Annotated in this window: 15 protein-coding genes and 1 pseudogene; 6 read left to right on the forward strand and 10 right to left on the reverse strand. The window is 61.1% G+C overall.

Annotation, left to right across the window (positions count from 1 at the left end; all coding sequences use genetic code 11):
• The first annotated feature begins 34 nt into the window (after positions 1-34).
• Genes QWJ46_RS22345 through QWJ46_RS22355 form a run of 3 tightly spaced genes read left to right on the forward strand, consistent with a single transcriptional unit; the run spans position 35 to position 4,324 of the window.
• Positions 35-340, forward strand: coding sequence for a succinate dehydrogenase assembly factor 2 (locus QWJ46_RS22345; protein WP_302753958.1), 306 nt, complete (start codon positions 35-37; stop codon positions 338-340).
• Entirely contained in the window at positions 337-3,840 is a 3,504-nt protein-coding gene (gene mfd, locus QWJ46_RS22350; protein WP_302753959.1) for a transcription-repair coupling factor, read from the forward strand. Before QWJ46_RS22345 ends, mfd begins: the two co-directional genes overlap by 4 nt.
• Before the next feature lie 16 nt (positions 3,841-3,856).
• Positions 3,857-4,324 carry an OsmC family protein gene (locus QWJ46_RS22355; protein WP_302753961.1) on the forward strand — a complete coding sequence of 156 codons (468 nt, stop codon included), beginning with the start codon at positions 3,857-3,859 and terminating at the stop codon, positions 4,322-4,324.
• A gap of 15 nt (positions 4,325-4,339) precedes the next feature.
• Here QWJ46_RS22355 and QWJ46_RS22360 read toward each other — a convergent pair whose 3' ends face one another.
• From QWJ46_RS22360 to QWJ46_RS22370, 3 genes are read right to left on the reverse strand one after another with little or no spacing between them, the layout of a single operon-like run.
• On the reverse strand, positions 4,340-4,897 hold the full coding sequence (locus QWJ46_RS22360; RefSeq protein WP_302753963.1) for a GrpB family protein: 558 nt from the start codon (positions 4,895-4,897) through the stop codon (positions 4,340-4,342).
• A gap of 8 nt (positions 4,898-4,905) precedes the next feature.
• Positions 4,906-5,577 carry a DsbA family oxidoreductase gene (locus QWJ46_RS22365; protein WP_302753965.1) on the reverse strand — a complete coding sequence of 224 codons (672 nt, stop codon included), beginning with the start codon at positions 5,575-5,577 and terminating at the stop codon, positions 4,906-4,908.
• Between the two features lie 44 nt (positions 5,578-5,621).
• Entirely contained in the window at positions 5,622-7,424 is a 1,803-nt protein-coding gene (locus QWJ46_RS22370) for an extracellular solute-binding protein (RefSeq protein WP_302753966.1), read from the reverse strand.
• A 286-nt stretch (positions 7,425-7,710) separates the two neighbouring features.
• Between QWJ46_RS22370 and QWJ46_RS22375 the strand changes: the two genes are divergently transcribed.
• The gene (locus QWJ46_RS22375) at positions 7,711-8,376 is read left to right on the forward strand and encodes an invasion associated locus B family protein (RefSeq protein WP_064691599.1); all 666 of its coding nucleotides are present in this window, start codon (positions 7,711-7,713) and stop codon (positions 8,374-8,376) included.
• A 116-nt stretch (positions 8,377-8,492) separates the two neighbouring features.
• On the opposite strand, the gene hspQ is transcribed toward QWJ46_RS22375, so the two are convergent.
• The 3 genes from hspQ to QWJ46_RS22390 form a co-directional block, all read right to left on the reverse strand.
• Positions 8,493-8,822, reverse strand: coding sequence for a heat shock protein HspQ (gene hspQ / locus QWJ46_RS22380; RefSeq protein ID WP_302753969.1), 330 nt, complete (start codon positions 8,820-8,822; stop codon positions 8,493-8,495).
• Between the two features lie 157 nt (positions 8,823-8,979).
• The gene (glnA, locus tag QWJ46_RS22385; RefSeq protein WP_302753971.1) at positions 8,980-10,389 is read right to left on the reverse strand and encodes a type I glutamate--ammonia ligase; all 1,410 of its coding nucleotides are present in this window, start codon (positions 10,387-10,389) and stop codon (positions 8,980-8,982) included.
• Between the two features lie 78 nt (positions 10,390-10,467).
• Complete coding sequence (locus QWJ46_RS22390; RefSeq protein ID WP_003539626.1) at positions 10,468-10,806, reverse strand: P-II family nitrogen regulator; 339 nt, start codon at positions 10,804-10,806, stop codon at positions 10,468-10,470.
• A 344-nt stretch (positions 10,807-11,150) separates the two neighbouring features.
• Here QWJ46_RS22390 and QWJ46_RS22395 point away from each other — a divergent pair, with 344 nt between their 5' ends.
• A complete protein-coding gene (locus tag QWJ46_RS22395; RefSeq protein WP_302754013.1) occupies positions 11,151-12,623 on the forward strand; it encodes an NAD(P)H-hydrate dehydratase in 1,473 nt (490 codons plus the stop codon).
• 21 nt (positions 12,624-12,644) lie between these two features.
• Here the strand turns inward: QWJ46_RS22395 and QWJ46_RS22400 are convergent, their stop codons facing one another.
• The 3 genes and pseudogenes from QWJ46_RS22400 to uvrA all read right to left on the reverse strand — a co-directional run bounded on the left by QWJ46_RS22400 (position 12,645) and on the right by uvrA (position 16,543).
• Complete coding sequence (locus QWJ46_RS22400) at positions 12,645-13,451, reverse strand: DUF72 domain-containing protein (protein ID WP_184456680.1); 807 nt, start codon at positions 13,449-13,451, stop codon at positions 12,645-12,647.
• A 23-nt stretch (positions 13,452-13,474) separates the two neighbouring features.
• Positions 13,475-13,591, reverse strand: a pseudogene (locus tag QWJ46_RS22405) (GNAT family N-acetyltransferase); the annotation flags it as partial.
• 30 nt (positions 13,592-13,621) lie between these two features.
• Complete coding sequence (gene uvrA / locus QWJ46_RS22410) at positions 13,622-16,543, reverse strand: excinuclease ABC subunit UvrA (RefSeq protein ID WP_302754014.1); 2,922 nt, start codon at positions 16,541-16,543, stop codon at positions 13,622-13,624.
• A gap of 281 nt (positions 16,544-16,824) precedes the next feature.
• On the opposite strand from uvrA, the gene QWJ46_RS22415 reads away from it, so the two are divergent.
• Positions 16,825-17,340: a single-stranded DNA-binding protein gene (locus QWJ46_RS22415; RefSeq protein ID WP_184456676.1), complete on the forward strand. Its 516-nt coding sequence runs from the start codon at positions 16,825-16,827 to the stop codon at positions 17,338-17,340.
• An 84-nt stretch (positions 17,341-17,424) separates the two neighbouring features.
• On the opposite strand, the gene QWJ46_RS22420 is transcribed toward QWJ46_RS22415, so the two are convergent.
• Entirely contained in the window at positions 17,425-18,072 is a 648-nt protein-coding gene (locus QWJ46_RS22420; RefSeq protein ID WP_184456674.1) for a MarC family protein, read from the reverse strand.
• Positions 18,073-18,267 lie beyond the last annotated feature (195 nt).

An 18,267-nucleotide genomic window follows, 5' to 3' on the forward strand; every position in this document is an offset into this window, starting at 1 on the left:
GTCTATAGAGGCGCATCAACAGGAAGGTAATGCCATGACAGGTGTCACGCTCACGAGTGCCGGTCTCGACCCGCGCCGCCGCCGGATTCTTTTCCGTTGCTGGCATCGCGGCATTCGCGAGATGGACCTGGTCTTCGGCCAGTTCGCGGAAGCCGAGATCGCGACGCTTTCGGAAGCCGAACTCGACGAGTTCGAGACGATCATGGCCGAAGAGGACAACGACCTGGTCCGCTGGATCATGGGAACCTGGCCGGTGCCTGAGCGTTTCCAAACACCGATGTTCTCCCGCCTTGCCGCCTACACGCCCGATTTCGACAAGCCCCTCAGGACGCCGGAATGATCCCTGGTTTCGATGCGAAGAAGCTTGCGGCCATTGCCGAGCCGCTGACGATCGGCAATGTGCCTGCTGGCCTCGAACCGCTGCTGCTCGCCGAGCTCGCCCGCGCGGGGGAACCGGTCGCTTATGTCATGTCCGACGGCCACCGCATGGCCGATCTCGAGCAGATGCTCGGCTTCGTCGCCCCCGACATTCCGGTTCTCACCCTGCCGGCCTGGGACTGTCTGCCCTATGACCGCGTCTCGCCGAGTGCCGATACCTCGGCCCGCCGGCTTGCCGCACTCGGCGGCCTGATTGCCCACCGAAAAAAGCCGCATGCCGCGATCGTGCTCGTCACCGCCAATGCAATGCTGCAGAAGGTGGCGCCGCAGGATGTGATCGAGAGCCTCAGCTTTTCGGCCCGTCCCGGCAACCAGCTGCGCATGGATGATCTCGCCGGACGCCTGGAGCGCAACGGCTTCGACCGCGTCGCGACCGTGCGCGAGGTCGGCGAATATGCCGTGCGCGGCGGCATCCTCGATGTCTTCGTGCCGGGTTCGGAAGAGCCGGTGCGCCTCGACTTCTTCGGCGATACGCTGGAGAGTATCCGCAGCTTCGATCCGGCCAGCCAGCGCACGACCGGCCAGGTGCGTTCCCTCGATCTCAACCCGATGAGCGAGGTGACGCTGACCCCGGATACGATCAGCCGCTTCCGCAAGAACTATCTCTCGGCTTTCGGCGCGACGACGCGCGACGACGCGCTTTATCTCGCCGTTTCCGAAGGCCGGCGTTATCCCGGCATGGAGCATTGGCTGCCGCTCTTCTACGAGAAGCTCGATACCGTTTTCGATTATCTCAGCGGTTTCCGAGTCGTCTCCGACCATACGGTGCGGGAAGCGGCGGAGGAACGCTCCAAGCTCGTCCTCGATTATTTCGACGCCCGCCTGAATTCCGGCCAGCCGGCCAAGGGCCAGATGGCGCAGGGCACGCCCTACAAGCCGGTGGCGCCGGGGCAGCTCTACCTGGACAGCAAGCTTTTCGCCAAGACTCTCGACTCGCTCGGCGCGATCCGCATCAGTCCCTTCAACGAAATTGAGGGCGAGACGAGGCGGGTCGTCAATATCGAAGCCCGGCAGGGCCAGCGCTGGGCACGCTCGAATGCCGAAGGCGGCGGCGATGCCGAGCGCGTCAATATCTTCGACGTCGTCGTCAAGCATATTGCCGACCGCCGCGCCGGCGGGGCGAAAGTGCTGGTCACCGCCTGGACCGAGGGCTCGCTGGAGCGGCTGCTGCAGGTGCTGAACGAGCATGGCCTGGAAAGGGTGAAGCCGGTCGAGGCGCTGAAGGATCTCGGTGCGCTGGGCAAAGGCGAGGCCGCTGCCGCCGTGCTCAATCTCGAATCCGGTTTCGAGGCCGGTGATCTCGTCGTCATCGGCGAACAGGATATTCTCGGCGACCGCATGGTGCGGCGCTCCAAGCGCCGCAAGCGCGCCGCCGATTTCATCTCCGAGGTCGCGGGCCTCGACGAAGGCTCGATCGTCGTCCATGCCGAACACGGCATCGGCCGCTTTATCGGACTCAAGACCATCGAGGCGGCAGGCGCCCCGCATGCCTGCCTCGAACTGCAATATGCCGATGAGGCCAAGCTCTTCCTGCCGGTCGAAAATATCGATCTTCTCTCCCGCTACGGCGGCGAGGGCACCGAGGCTCAGCTCGACAAGCTCGGCGGCGGCGCCTGGCAGATGCGCAAGGCCAAGCTCAAGAAGCGGTTGCTCGATATGGCGGACGCGCTGATCCGCATCGCCGCCGAGCGTCTGACGCGACACGCGCCTGTTCTGACGACGCCGGACGGCCTTTACGACGAGTTTTCCGCCCGCTTCCCTTATGACGAGACCGAAGACCAGGACAATGCCATCGACGCCGTGCGCTCCGACCTCGGCGCCGGCCGGCCGATGGACCGCCTCGTCTGCGGCGATGTCGGTTTCGGCAAGACCGAAGTGGCCCTGCGCGCTGCCTTCGTCGCGGCGATGAACGGCGTCCAGGTCGCCGTCGTCGTGCCGACGACGTTGCTCGCCCGCCAGCATTTCAAAACCTTTTCCGAGCGTTTCCGCGGTCTGCCGGTGCGTGTCCAGCAGGCCTCTCGCCTTGTCGGGTCGAAGGAACTGGCGCTGACCAAGAAGGAAGTGGCTGAGGGCAAGACCGATATCGTCGTAGGCACCCATGCGCTGCTCGGCGCCGGCATTAAATTCGCCAATCTCGGCCTGCTCGTCATCGACGAGGAGCAGCATTTCGGCGTCAAGCACAAGGAGCGGCTTAAGGAGCTGAAGAGCGACGTGCACGTGCTGACGCTGTCGGCGACGCCAATCCCGCGCACGCTGCAGCTTGCCATGACCGGGGTGCGCGAGTTGTCGCTGATCACCACCCCGCCGGTCGACCGTATGGCGGTGCGCACCTTCATCTCGCCCTTCGACAGTCTGGTCATCCGCGAGACACTGATGCGCGAGCACTATCGGGGCGGCCAGAGCTTCTATGTCTGCCCGCGGCTTTCCGACCTTGCCGATATCAATGCCTTCCTGCAGTCCGACGTACCGGAACTGAAGGTCGCCGTTGCCCATGGCCAGATGCCGGCCGGCGAATTGGAAGACATCATGAACGCCTTCTATGAAGGCCGCTATGACGTGCTGCTCTCGACCACCATCGTCGAATCAGGCCTTGATGTACCCACGGCCAACACGCTGATCGTCCACCGCGCCGATATGTTCGGTCTTGCCCAGCTCTACCAGTTGCGCGGCCGGGTCGGCCGCTCCAAGGTGCGCGCCTTCGCGCTCTTCACCCTGCCGGTCAACAAGGTGCTGACGGCGACGGCCGACCGCCGGCTGAAGGTACTGCAGTCGCTCGATACGCTCGGCGCCGGCTTTCAGCTGGCAAGCCACGACCTCGATATCCGCGGCGCCGGCAACCTGCTCGGCGAGGAGCAGTCCGGCCACATCAAGGAGGTCGGCTTCGAGCTTTATCAGCAGATGCTGGAAGAGGCGGTCGCCGAGGTCAAGGGTGTCGACGAAATCCACGATACCGGCTGGTCGCCGCAAATCTCGGTCGGCACGACCGTGATGATTCCCGAGAACTATGTGCCCGACCTGCATCTGCGCATGGCGCTCTATCGCCGTCTCGGCGAAATCACCGAACTCAAGGAGATCGACGGCTTCGGCGCCGAGATGATCGACCGCTTCGGGCCGATGCCGATCGAAGTCCAGCATCTCCTGAAGATCGTCTACATCAAGTCGCTTTGCCGCACCGCCAATGTCGAAAAGCTCGACGCCGGTCCGAAGGGCGTGGTCGTGCAATTCCGCAACAAGGAATTTCCCAACCCGGCAAACCTCGTCGGTTACATCGGCAAACAGGGCACGATGGCGAAGATCCGCCCCGATCACAGCCTCTTCCTGACCCGCGACCTGCCGACGCCAGAAAAACGCCTGCAGGGTGCTGCCGTTATCATGACGCAACTGGCCGAGATGGCGAAGTAAACAGAGGGAGATTGAGATGGCGACATATGGCGCGACGATCGCCTGGCAACGCGGCGGCGAGACCTTCACCAACAACCGCTACAGCCGCGCCCACCGCTGGACCTTCGACGGCGGCATCGAAGTGAGGGCATCCTCGTCCTCGCATGTCGTTCCGCTGCCCTATTCGGCCGAAGACGCCGTCGATCCGGAGGAAGCTTTCGTTGCCTCGCTTTCGAGCTGTCACATGCTCTGGTTCTTGTCGATTGCCGCCAAACAGGGCTTTTGCGTCGACAGCTACACCGATGCCGCCGAGGGCGTCATGGAGAAGAATGCCGAGGGCCGTGTCGCCATGACTGTGGTGACACTGAAGCCATATGTCGTCTTCAGTGGTGAAAAGCAGCCTTCTCTGAGCGAGCTCGAAGCTCTGCATCATCGCGCCCACGACAAATGTTTCATCGCCAATTCGGTGAAGACCGAAGTGCGCTGCATTCCGGTTCTGGGTTGAGTTAAAGCCGCAGCTTCAGTCGCCCGGTGGCTCCGACCAGCCAATCAGCTTTGCCCATTCATTGGCGCCATCCATGATGATGTCGAACACCGGGTCCTTGATGTCGTAGTAGAAATCGATGTCGTCGGGAAAGCGTTGAGCGAGCCGCTGCTTGATCAGGGCATAGGCGTTGGCCGCCGTCGGATGGGCGTGCAGGAAGTCTCGGCAGAGCAGGGAGTAGCGCTGATTGAAACGGCCTCTTTGCCGGATATGCAGATTGGCGGGGCGTCCTCTGCTGCGATAGAAGGCCTTGCGCAATTCGCCTTCCGCAAGTTCAACTCCCGGAGGGCAGTGGTCGACAAAGATTGGTCTGCGCTCGAAACCGGCCTGTTCGAACGCGTCGACATCGATGTCGGCCAGATCATTCACGGTCAGCTGAAGATCGATGATGTCCTTGGCGGGAAGGCCGGGAATGGCCGTCGAGCCGATATGATGCAGATAGGCTCCGGCAGGGGCTGCGCGCATGATAGCGCGCTTGAGCGCTGCGAAATCCTCGACCCAACTCTGTCGCGGCTGTTCGATCTCGATTCGCATCGATAGCCTCAGTTGAGCCCTGATCGCGCCTCGGCCTTCGCCTTGGCGATATCGCGCAGCGCGTTCGCGAGCACATCAGGCGTCTGGGCGCCGCTGACGGCATATTGCTGGTCGAAGATGAAAAACGGCACGCCGTTGACGCCCATTTCCTGTGCCGCGGTGATTTCGGCGACGATAAGGTTGCTGTCGGCATCGGAGGCAAGCAGCGAGGCGATGACCGAGCGGTCGAGGCCGGCCTGTTCGGCTATATCGAGCAGCACCGCGTGGTCGCCGACATTGCGGCCTTCCTCGAAATTCGCCTTGAACAACGCGGCAACGACCTTGTCCTGTTTTTCGCGGCCTTCGATCATCGCCCAGTGAATCACCCGGTGGGCGTCGAGCGTGTTCGGGCCGATTTTGATCGCCTCGAAATCGAAGGCAATGCCGACCTCGCGGCCGTAATCGGTCAGGATCTTGTGGGCCTGCGCCACGCGCTCCTCGCCGCCGAGCTTCTGAGCTAGCGCCTTCTTCTGGTCGACGCCTTCCTTGGGATAGTCGGGATTGAGCCGGTACGGCCGCCAGTTGATGTCGACGCCGATCTCGTCCTGCACTTCGGCAATGGCGAGCTCCAGCCGCGCCTTGCCGAGATAGCACCAGGGGCAGACGACATCCGAGACGACGTCGATGGTGATGCGTTCCATGATGATTTCCTTATTCTTTACGGATCGGGGCGGTTCGGCTCTTCTTACTGCGCGCTTGTGTCCCACCAGACCGGTAACTGGTAGCCGTAAAGCGGCGTCGTATCGGGACGGCCGATGCGCTTGCTGCGTGCGACCCATTGCTGGCCGATATGATAGAGTGGCAGCACGTAGTGGCCCGATAGCAGCAGCCGGTCGTAGGAGCGCACCGCTGCAGTGAAGTCGTCCGCCGAACGCGCCCTCAGCACATGATCGATCAGCGTGTCGAGATCGGGATCGTTGGCGCCGGCAAATGTGTCGTTACCGTCCTTTGTGCGCTCAGCGGAAGACCAACGGCCGACCTGCTCTATTCCAGGCGACAGCGTAGACACATAGGACTTGATGATCATGTCGTAATCACGGCTGCTCGTCCGGCTCTGATATTGCGAATCGTCGACTGTGCGGATCGAAACGGCGATGCCGATCGCCTGCAGCGAACGCTGATAGGCAACCGCGAGCTTCTCCTGGTCGGCATTTTGCGTCATGATCTCAAAAGCAAGCTGGCGGCCGGAGACGTCAAGCATCTTGCCGCCCTGGATCGTGTAGCCGCCCTGTTTCAACAATCCGACCGCCTGCTTCAGCACATTGCGGTCACGGCCCGAGCCGTCGGTGACCGGCAGCTTATAGGTGCCATCGAGAATATCCGGCGCGATTTTGTCTTTGATCGGCCCGAGCAGGGCAAGTTCCTTCGCATCAGCGGGAAGGCCGAAGCTCGATAGTTCGGAGTTCTGCCAGAAGCTCTGCGTGCGCATATAAGCGCCGGAATAGAGGTTCTTATTCGCCCATTCGAAATCGAACACCAGCGACAGGCCTTCGCGCACCCTCGAATCCGCAAAGATCGGCCGCCGCGTGTTGAATACGAAGCCGAGCATGCCGCTCGGCAGTTTCGGCGTGAACACGTCCTTGATAACGGCCCCAGAAGTGGCGGCAGGGAAATCATAGGCACTGGCCCAATGGCCGGGATTACCGTCCGGATAGATATCGATATCGCCCTTCTTGAAGGACTCGAACAACGTCGTGTCCTGTAGGAAGTACTGGACGATGATCTCATCGTAATTGTCAGTGCCGACCTTGGCGGGAATATCCTTGCCCCAATAATTCGGATCGCGCTCAAAGGTGATGCTCTCGCCCGGCTTCACCGTCTTCACCTTATAGGGGCCGGAGCCGACCAAAGGTGTCAACGAAGTCCGGTCGAAGGTTTCGGGGTCGACCGCATGTTTCGGCAGCACCGGGAAAAGGCCCAAAATCAAAGGCGTTTCGCGATTAGCTTTGTCGGTGAAGGTCAAGCGCACGCTCCGCTCGCCCACCTTCTCCATCTTGGCGACGAGTTTCAGAGGATTAGAAAAGCGCGGGAGCCCCTTGTCACGCAGCAGATCGAAGGTGAACATCACGTCTTCGGGCGTCACCGGCTGCCCGTCGGACCATTTCGCCTTTGGATTGAGGTTGAACTGGATGAAGCTCCTGTTGTCGTCCCATTCCACCGTTTCGGCCAGCAGGCCGTAAAGCGTGAATGGCTCGTCCCGGGAGCGCTGCATCAGCGAATCGTAGACGAGATTGCCATATTCGGGGTCCCACATTCCACGCGCCGTCGTACGCATGCTTTTCAGGATGAACGGGTTGAGGTTGTCGAAGGTGCCGACGACGCCATAGGTGATCTTGCCGCCCTTCTTCACGTCGGGATTGACGTAAGGGAAGTGTTTGTAGTCCGGCGGCAAGGCCGGCTCGCCATGCATCGCGATGCCGTGCAGCGGCTCGGCGGCAACAGCGCCGCACAGCAGCGAGAGGACGAGAGGGACGACGATCCGGAGCATTCTGCAATCCTTAAGACCACGAAAACGGGCATGATTCACCGCGGAGATTAGCATGGGGTCGCTCGATTCCAACACGGAGCGGCGATTTCTTCGGCATCGCGACGAAATTGCGCCTCGAATTGCCAAAGAAAAGCTGGATATCTTGAACGCTGCGATGTAACAGGTGAACCCGAAGTTTCGGGGTCATGCATTTGCCTTATTTTTCCATGAGGTGGAGTGCCGAACGACCCGATGGTTGGGGCGGCACGTCGCTGCTCCGAACGGATATCAGGAGACGGAATTCGTTATGATGTTCAAGTCTGAAAAGAAAATGCGGGCAGCACTGTCCGTTCTGGCAGTGATGTTCGGCGCCGCTTCGGCTCCGGTCTCCTCCTTCGCGCAGGACGCGGCGGCACAGGCTCCGGCCGATGCTCCGGCACAGGCTGCCGGTGCGCCGAAGCTTGGCTGGTACAAGACCTGCAGCAAGCAGGAAGACAACGACATCTGTGTTGTCCAGAACCTGATTCTCGCCAATGGCGGCCAGCTCGTCACGGCTGTCGGCCTGATTTCGGTCACCGGCAAGATCAACCGCAAGCTCCTGCAGGTCTCCGTTCCCACGGCCCGCCTCATTCCTCCGGGCATCAGCATGCAAATCGACGGCGGTAAGGGCCAAAAGCTCGACTACGCCGTCTGCCTGCCGGACAAGTGCACCGCCGAAATTCCGCTGACGGACGCGATGATCGCCAGCCTCAAAAAGGGCAGCGACGTGATCTTCACTTCGATCAACTTCCGCCGCGCACCGAACCCGATCAAGATTTCGCTCGAAGGCTTCACCGGCGCCTATGATGGCGAACCGGTTTCCGAATCCAAGCTCGCCGAAAGCCAGCGCAGCCTGCAGGAAGGCATGCAGAAGAAGGCTGAAGAAGCCCGCAAGAAGCTGGAAGACGCCCAGAAGGCTGCCAAGGCGCAGTGATCCTGCCGCCATACTGAATAGAAACCCGGCTTCGAGCCGGGTTTTTTGTTTCTCGCCAAAGAAAAAGGCCTCGCCGGGAGATGCGAGGCCTTGTTTATGTGATCGGTGATCCGATCTTAGTGGGCGAGGCTCATCTTGGGTTTGAGCTGGCCGGACGGCGCTTGATCGAAAATCTGGTAGATCTGCGGGTTGCGAAGCGGGGTGCCGCTTTCGTCATTCACCAGGTTCTGCTCGGAGACATAAGCGACATATTCGCTTTCGTCGTTTTCGGCGAGCAGGTGGTAGAAGGGCTGGTCCTTGCTCGGGCGCACCTCGGCGGGAATCGAATTCCACCATTCCTCGGTATTTGCAAATTCCGGATCAACGTCGAAGATGACGCCGCGAAACGGAAAATCCTTGTGCCGGACCACTTCGCCGATACTGAACTTTGCTAGTCTTTCTTTCATGGTACGACTTCCTTTCATCACCAAATTTGGTGATTGGTGCCGTGCAAATCAAGATTTTTGCACCAGCGCGTCACATGAACGTCATATCCTCCTTCTGCCGTTCATGACCAGGGAGGTGAAAGTCCCGGCGAACCGGGACTTTCCGTGTTACGGCCGATCAGGCCGAATAATACATGTCGTATTCGACAGGATGCGGCGTCATTTCGAAACGCATCACCTCTGCCATTTTCAGCTCGATGAAGGCATCGATCTGGTCGTCGTCGAAGACGCCGCCTGCGGTCAGGAACTTGCGGTCCTTGTCGAGGCTTTCGAGCGCTTCGCGCAGGCTGCCGCAGACGGTCGGGATCTTCTTCAGTTCCTTCGGCGGCAGGTCGTAGAGATCCTTGTCCATGGCCTTGCCGGGATGGATCTTGTTCTTGATGCCGTCGAGGCCTGCCATCAGCATGGCGGCGAAGGCGAGATAGGGGTTGGCGGTCGGATCCGGGAAGCGGACTTCGACGCGCTTGGCCTTCGGGTTGGAGCCGAACGGAATGCGGCAGGAGGCAGAGCGGTTGCGGGCCGAATAGGCGAGCAGAACGGGCGCTTCATAACCCGGCACGAGACGCTTGTAGGAGTTCGTCGACGGATTGGTGAAGGCATTGATCGCCTTGGCGTGCTTGATGATGCCGCCGATGTAGAACAGGCAGGTCTCGGAGAGGCCGGCATATTCGTCGCCGGCAAAGGTCGGCTTGCCGCCCTTCCAGATCGACTGGTGCACGTGCATGCCCGAACCGTTGTCGCCGAAGATCGGCTTCGGCATGAAGGTCGCGGTCTTGCCGTAGGCGTTGGCCACCTGGTGCACGACATATTTGTAGATCTGCATCTTGTCGGCGTTGCGCACCAGCGTGTCGAACTTGATGCCGAGTTCGTGCTGGGCGGCGGCGACTTCATGGTGATGCTTTTCGACAACGACGCCCATCTCGGAGAGCACCGTCAGCATTTCCGAGCGCATGTCCTGGGCGCTATCAACAGGCGGAACCGGGAAATAGCCGCCCTTGACGCGCGGGCGGTGACCGAGATTACCGGTCTCGTAATCGGTGTCGTCGTTCGACGGCAGTTCGGTCGAATCGAGCTTGAAACCGGTATTGTAGGGATCGGCCTTGTACTTGACGTCGTCGAAGACGAAGAATTCGGCTTCCGGGCCGACAAAGACCGTGTCGCCGATGCCCGATGCCTTGAGATAGGCCTCGGCCTTCTTGGCGGTGCCGCGCGGATCGCGGTTATAGGCCTCGCCGGAAACCGGATCGAGGATATCGCACATGATGACCATGGTCGACTGAGCGAAGAACGGGTCCATATGCACCGTCTCGGTATCGGGCATCAGCACCATGTCGGACTCGTTGATGGCCTTCCAGCCGCCGATCGAGGAGCCATCGAACATCACGCCGTCAGCGAACATGTCTTCGTCGACGCACACGACGTCCATCGTGACATGCTGCAGCTTGCCCTTCGGGTCGGTGAAACGCAGATCGACGAACTTGACGTCGTTCTCCTGGATCTGCTTCAGAATTTCGCTTGCGGTCGCCATTAAATACCTTCCTCCAATTTGCGATAACAATAGGTGGGCGCGATGACGCTATCGGACTTTGCGCGCTTGGCAAAGTGGTCAGATGGCATCGATGCCGGTCTCGCCGGTACGGATGCGGATAACCTCTTCGACGTTGGAGACGAAGATCTTCCCGTCGCCGATGCGGCCGGTCTGAGCCGCCTTGCGGATCGCGTCGATGACCGCCTCGGCGTTCTCGTCGGCCAGCACCACCTCGACTTTCACCTTCGGCAGGAAGTCGACGACGTATTCGGCTCCGCGGTAAAGTTCCGTGTGCCCCTTCTGACGACCGAAGCCCTTGGCTTCCGTGACTGTAATACCCTGCAGGCCGACTTCCTGAAGGGCTTCCTTCACTTCGTCCAGCTTGAAGGGCTTAATGATCGCTTCGATCTTTTTCATGAGAAAATGTCTCTCCGCTTCTCCTGTTATGGCAGGGATGTTCCCGCTCGCGGATATGATGCAGATATCATGCCAGTTTGAAATCCGTCTTATTGAAAAAAGACGTCGATTTTGTCGAAACCAGCGCGTCTGCAGGGAATTTAATGTCGATTTGGTGACGAGAGGGGTGGAAAAACGTCGGCTATCGGAGAAAAATCGGCCGAAAACCGGAAAAGCCAGGTTTTCCCTCGATTGCAAAACCAAGTTGCGAGTCGATTAAAATATAAGCAAATGCACAAATTTAGATCTCTCGCATGTCTCTCCAGACGGTTGTTTTTTGTGCGTTTTTTGAATTGAATAGGCTGATGAGCAAACATCTCTCCGAGCTTCTGGTGACACCTGCCGAAATGAGCGCCATCGATGCGGCCGCGGCTGCCTCCGGAATCGATTCCTTCGGCCTGATGGAAAGGGCAGGGGCCGCCGCCGCGGCTGCCGCGCTCAGGCTTCATCCTGCGGCGCTGCGTTTCGTCGTGCTCTGCGGCCCCGGCAACAACGGAGGCGACGCCTATGTCGTGGCAAGGCATCTGCGGGAGAGCGGAGCGACCGTGGCGATTTTTCATCTCGGCGATCCCGCAAAGCTGAAAGGTGATGCCGCCCGCGCTCGAGCCGGTTGCACATTGCAGGGGCAGGAGCTCGGCCTCTACCGGCCGGAAGCCGGCGACGTCGTTATCGACGGTCTGTTCGGAGCGGGGCTCGGGCGCGCGGTGCCGGCCGATGTGGCTGCCTTGACCAAGCGCGTCGCCGAGGCCGGTACCGCAGTGCTCGCCATTGATCTGCCCTCCGGCGTCGATGGCCGCACCGGCAAGGTGCTGGGTGCTGCCTTCCAGGCTCGCAACACCATCACTTTCATGACCCGTAAGCCCGGCCATCTTCTGATGCCGGGCAGGCAGCTTTGCGGCGAGTTGGAGGTCTTCGACATCGGCATTCCCGCCCGGATCATCCGGGCTGAGGCGGGCGGCGCCATCGCCGAGAACACGCCTGACGCCTGGAAGGGCGTGCTGCCGGCCGAACAGCTGGAAACCCACAAATACAAGCGCGGTCATCTGGTCGTTTTTTCAGGCGAGGCCGACAAGACCGGGGCTGCCCGTATGTCGGCGGTCTCCGGTCTCAAGGCCGGCGCCGGCCTGGTAACGATCGCCGCACGCGGTGCAGCGATGGCCGCTAATGCCGCGCATCTCACAGCCGTCATGCTGCATGCAGTCGACGACGAGGCGGATCTGGCAGAGTGGCTCTCCGACAAGCGGCTGCAGACCTTCGTCCTCGGTCCCGGCTTCGGCATCGGGGCAAGGGCGCGCGGCTTCGTCACCGCGCTTGCCGATCGCCGGCTCGTGCTCGATGCCGACGGCATCTCTTCCTTCAAGGACGATCCGCAACAGCTTTTCGCCCTGTTCCGCGGCGAGCCGCGTCTGGTGCTGACGCCGCACGAGGGCGAATTTTCGCGGCTCTTTCCGGATATCGGCGACGACGAAACACTGGGGAAGGTGGACAAGGCGGTGGCCGCTGCCCGCCGCGCCAATGCCGCGATCGTCTATAAGGGCGCCGATACCGTCATCGCCTCGCCGGACGGGCGCGCGCTCATCAATACCAATGCGCCTGTCTGGCTTGCCACCGCAGGTTCCGGCGATGTGCTTGCCGGCATCATCGGCGGATTGCTCGCCCAGGGCCTGCCGACTTTCGAGGCTGCGGCGGCCGGCGTGTGGCTGCACGGAGAGGCTGGCCAGCGCGCCGGCAAGGGGTTGACGGCGGAAGATCTCGCGGCCGAGGTGTTGCCGCTTTAGCCCGGGCTAAGTTTCAACCGCCTATTTCGCCAGCAACTGCTGCAGGGCGATAGCCCCGTGGGGCGCATTGACCTTGCCCTCGTGGATCATGAAGGCGAAGACGTCGCGCGGCTCGGCCTTCACCTGGCGCTCCCCGTCGATCAGCGGCAGATCGTCGGGGACCTTGCCCTCGGCCCAGGTCTCGAGCCGCTTTGCCCAGGCCTTCAGATCCTTGTCGGGATAGCAGGTCGGGATATCATCCGATCCCTTCTGCAGTCGGGCATAGACGAAATCGGCCGTCACATCGGCGATCATCGGATATTCGAAATGTTCGGCACAAACCGGCGCCACGCCATATCTAGCAAGCAGAGCAACGAATTCTGGCACCTTGAAGGAATCATGCCGCACCTCGACCACGTGACGGAGCGCCAGCCCATCCTGTTTTGCCGGCAGCAGCTTCAGGAAGGCCTCGAAATCTTCCGGATCGAACTTCTTCGTCGGCGCGAACTGCCAGAGCAGCGGCCCGAGATGATCGCCGAGCTCGCTGATTCCGGATGTGAGGAACCGCTCCATCGATTCACCGGCTTCCGCGAGCACCCGCCGATTGGTGACGAAGCGAGTGGCCTTCAGCGAAAAGATGAAACCCTCTGGCACGTCGGCCGCCCATTTGGCAAAGACCGCTGGTTTCTGTGTGCTGTAATAGGTGCCGTTGACCTCGATGACCTTCAGCTGACGGCTGGCATAATGCAGCTCGTCCTTCTGTTTCAGGTCGGCGGGAAAGAAATGCCCGCGCCAAGGCTCGAAGGTCCAGCCGCCGATGCCGGTGCGGATAGTGCCGGATTTCGTCATGTCGTCCTCCCAGTTCGCGGCAGTCAGGCCGCATGAATCTCTTTCGTCATAGCGATGAGCGTCCATCCTGGCCGACAAGGGTTCGGCCGGCGACCCGTTTTCCGGAACCCGAAGACACTATAAAGCGCGATATTCCGCTTGGAGATCGTCGGGCGACGCCAACCTCATCGTCATTCCGCCGCGACCGCCTTCTTCGCCGGCCGCCGCTCCAGCAACTCCTTCAGAAACTGGCCGGTATAGGAGCGCTTTTCCCTGACGATCGCTTCCGGTGTGCCGGTCGCGACGATCTCGCCGCCGCCATCGCCGCCTTCGGGGCCGAAATCGAGCACCCAGTCTGCTGTCTTGATGACTTCGAGATTGTGCTCGATCACCACGACGGAATTGCCCTGGTTGACGAGCTCGTGCAGCATTTCCAAGAGCTTTGCGACATCGTGGAAGTGCAGACCGGTCGTCGGCTCATCGAGAATATAGAGCGTGCGTCCGGTCGAACGTTTCGACAGTTCCTTGGCGAGCTTGACGCGCTGCGCTTCGCCGCCCGAGAGCGTATTGGCCTGCTGGCCGACCTTGATATAACCGAGGCCGACATCCTTCAGCGATTGCAGCTTGTCGCGCACGGCGGGTACCGCCGCAAAGAAATCGACGCCTTCCTCCACCGTCATGTCGAGCACGTCGGCGATCGACTTCTGCTTGAAGGTCACGTCGAGCGTCTCGCGGTTATAGCGCTTGCCGTGGCAGACGTCGCAGGTGACGTAGACATCGGGCAGGAAGTGCATCTCGATCTTGATGACGCCGTCGCCCTGGCAGGCCTCGCAGCGCCCGCCCTTGACGTTGAAGGAGAAGCGGCCGGGCTGGTAACCGCGCGCCTTGGCTTCCGGCAGGCCGGCGAACCAATCGCGGATCGGCGTGAATGCGCCGGTATAGGTCGCCGGATTCGAGCGCGGCGTGCGGCCGATCGGCGACTGGTCGATATCGATCACCTTGTCGATATGCTCGAAGCCGTCGATGCGGTCGTGGTCGGCCGGAATTTCGCGCGCGCCCATGACGCGGCGTGCTGCCGATTTATAGAGCGTCTCGATCAGGAAGGTGGACTTGCCGCCGCCGGACACACCGGTCACTGCCGTGAAGACGCCGAGCGGGATCGATGCGGTGACGTTCTTCAGATTGTTGCCGCGCGCGCCGATCACCTTGATTTCGCGGCCCTTCTTCGGCTTGCGGCGCTCCTCGGGAACGGGAACGCCGAGTTCGCCGGAGAGATATTTGCCGGTCAGCGACTTCGGGTTGTCCATGATGTCCTGCGGCGTGCCATGGGCGATAACCTCACCGCCATGGATGCCGGCGGCCGGACCGATATCCACCACGTCGTCGGCCGTCAGGATCGCATCCTCGTCATGTTCGACGACGATGACGGTGTTGCCGATATCGCGCAGGTGCTTCAACGTATCCAGCAGCCGGGCGTTGTCGCGCTGATGCAGGCCGATCGACGGCTCGTCGAGCACGTATAACACACCGGTCAGCCCCGAACCGATCTGCGAGGCGAGCCGGATGCGCTGGCTCTCGCCCCCCGACAAGGTGCCGGAATTGCGCGACAGGCTCAGATATTCCAGGCCGACATCGTTCAAAAAGCGCAGGCGGTCGCGGATTTCTTTGAGGATCCGGACGGCAATCTCGTTCTGCTTGGCATTGAATGTCGCCGGCAGCGTCTCGAACCAGTCGCGCCCGATGCGGATCGACATCTCGGTCACTTCGCCGATATGCAGCTTGTTGATCTTCACCGCCAGCGCTTCCGGCTTCAGGCGATAGCCGTTGCAGGCCGGGCAGGGGGCGGCCGACATGAAGCGCTCGATATCCTCGCGCGCCCAGGCCGAATCGGTCTCCTTCCAGCGGCGCTCGAGATTGGTGATGATGCCCTCGAAATTCTTGTGTGTCGTATAGGAACGGGCGCCGTCGGCGTAGTGGAACTCGATTTTGTCGTCGGTGCCGTTCAGGATCACGTCCTTGGCCTCGTCGGACAGGTCGTTCCAGCGAGTGCCGAGCTTGAAGCCGTAATGTTTGCCGAGCGCTTCCAGCGTCTGGTTGTAATAGGGCGAGGTCGACTTGGCCCAGGGGGCGATCGCCCCGTCGCGCAAGGTCCGCTCCGGTTCGGGCACGATCAGGTCCGGGTCGATCTTCTGCTGCGCGCCGAGACCGTCGCAGGTCGGGCAGGCGCCGAAAGGGTTGTTGAAGGAGAAGAGCCTGGGTTCGATTTCTGGGATGGTGAAGCCCGAGACCGGGCAGGCGAATTTCTCCGAAAACAGCACGCGCTCATGCGTCTCGTTCAGCGACTTGTTGGCCGAACCGCCGGCCGAGGTCTCCTCCGGCGGCAGCGGCTTGTCGGCGAATTCGGCTATCGCCAGGCCGTCGGCGAGCTTCAGGCAGGTTTCCAGGCTGTCGGCCAGGCGTGCCGAGACATCCGGGCGCACGACGATACGGTCGACCACCACGTCGATGTCGTGCTTGTATTTCTTGTCGAGAACAGGCGCCTCGGCGATCTCGTAGAACTGGCCGTCGACCTTGACGCGCTGGAAGCCCTTCTTCATCAGCTCCGCCAGTTCCTTCTTGTATTCGCCCCTGCGGCCGCGCACGAGCGGCGCAAGAATATAAAGACGTGTACCCTCGCCGAAAGCGAGAATGCGGTCGACCATCTGGCTGACGGTCTGGCTCTCGATCGGCAGGCCGGTCGCCGGCGAATAGGGTACGCCGACGCGGGCAAAGAGCAGGCGCATGTAGTCGTAGATCTCGGTGACGGTGCCGACCGTCGAGCGCGGGTTTCGCGACGTGGTCTTCTGCTCGATTGAAATGGCAGGCGACAGCCCATCGATCTGGTCGACATCGGGCTTCTGCATCATTTCGAGGAACTGCCGGGCATAGGCCGACAGGCTTTCGACATAGCGCCGTTGGCCCTCGGCATAGATCGTGTCGAAGGCGAGCGAGGACTTGCCCGAGCCCGAAAGACCGGTCATGACGATCAGCTTGTTGCGCGGCAGATCGAGATCGATGCTCTTCAGATTGTGCTCGCGCGCGCCGCGGATGGAGATCGTCTTCAGTTCGCTCATCGTCTCTGCTTTGGTTTTCTGGATATCAGCCCTTATTTAGTGATGCCAACGGGCGAGTCGAGGCTGAATATCCGGGAAGGCTCAAGGTTTTCGATTCTGTTGACAGGATCATACGGATAAACTAGAACAAATAAAGAACAAATTTCCTGATGAATGCATGCGGCTTTCTGATGGGATAAACTGTGGATTAAACACCGTTCGCGCGCATCTGCGGTCTCTATGGTTTAAGGTGCGCTGATCGATTAACGCCGCCGGGCAGGGCGGCAGGCAGGGTGAAAAGCATGGCTGGTAGCGTGAACAAGGTAATTCTGGTTGGAAACGTGGGTGCAGACCCCGAAATCCGCCGCACTCAGGATGGCCGGCCGATCGCCAATCTCCGTATCGCGACCTCGGAGACCTGGCGTGACCGCAATTCCGGCGAACGGCGCGAAAAAACCGAATGGCACACTGTCGTCGTCTTCAACGAAGGCCTCTGCAAGGTGGTCGAGCAATATGTGAAGAAGGGCGCCAAGCTCTATATCGAAGGCCAGCTGCAGACCCGCAAGTGGCAGGACCAGCAGGGCCAGGACCGCTACTCGACGGAAGTGGTGCTGCAGGGCTTCAACTCGACGCTGACCATGCTCGACGGCCGCGGCGATGGCGGCGGCGCGAGCTCCGGCTTCGGCGGCGGCCGCGGCGGCAGCAGCAACAATGATTACGGCGACGACTACGGCGCCCCGGCTCCCTCCTCGTCGCCCAGCCGCGGCGGTGGCGGCGGCAACTTTTCGCGCGATCTCGACGACGACATCCCGTTCTGATCGATCATTTTTCTGGCCAGGAGAAGAGTTGAGAGCATGATGCCTTTGATGGCGTCATGCTCTTTTTCTTTGGTCTTGTGGCGTTCAGCGCGGCGTCGCGCTGATGAGATTGAGCGCCGCTTTCGCGCCGTCGACGACGAACTGCACCGCAAGGGCTGCAAGGATGACGCCGAGGAGGCGGGTCAGGATCGCCCGGCCGGTGACGCCGAGGAAACGGTCGAGCGTTTCGGCGATCAGCAGCATGAGGAAGGTCAGCAGCAGAATGGCGGCGATGACGCCGATCAGCTGGGCCTTTTCGACCGAGGTCGCCAGCGTGCCGGAAAGCAGGATGGTGGCCGAGATCGCGCCGGGACCGGCGATCAGCGGCAGGGCGAGGGGAAAGACGGCGATATTCTCGATATGATCCTTGGTGATCGCCACCTCGGTCGTCTTCTCCTTGCGATCCTGCCGCTTCTCGAAAACCATCTCGAAGGCGATCCAGAAGAGCAGGAGCCCGCCGGCTAGGCGGAAGGCGCCGATCGAGATCCCGAGCACGCCGAGCACGCCTGCGCCGAACAGGGCGAAGACGGCGAGGATGATGAAGGCGATGGTCGAGCCGCGCAGCGCCACCTGCCGACGCTCGGCGCGGCTCATGCCGACCGTCAGCCCCAGGAAGAGCGGTGCGAGCCCCGGCGGGTCGATGGTGACGATGAGCGTGGTGAAGGCGTTGATCAACTGGTCGGCGCTTGCCATCGTCTCTCCGGAACATCATATGAATGCGTGGTTTTCATGATTGTGAAGCGCCGGTTCCGATTTGGCAAATATCCCGCGGCGGCATTTGCCCGGTTCGGCCGGAAAACTTGCGCGCTTTACCGTCTTTACGCCGCAAAAGCCTGTTCAAAACGCGCTCAGAAATTGGCGTGGGAACAGGCTTTCCGCTATAAATCT

This window comes from Rhizobium sp. CBN3, from assembly GCF_030518245.1.
Classification (GTDB): Bacteria; Pseudomonadota; Alphaproteobacteria; order Rhizobiales; family Rhizobiaceae; genus Rhizobium; species Rhizobium aethiopicum_A.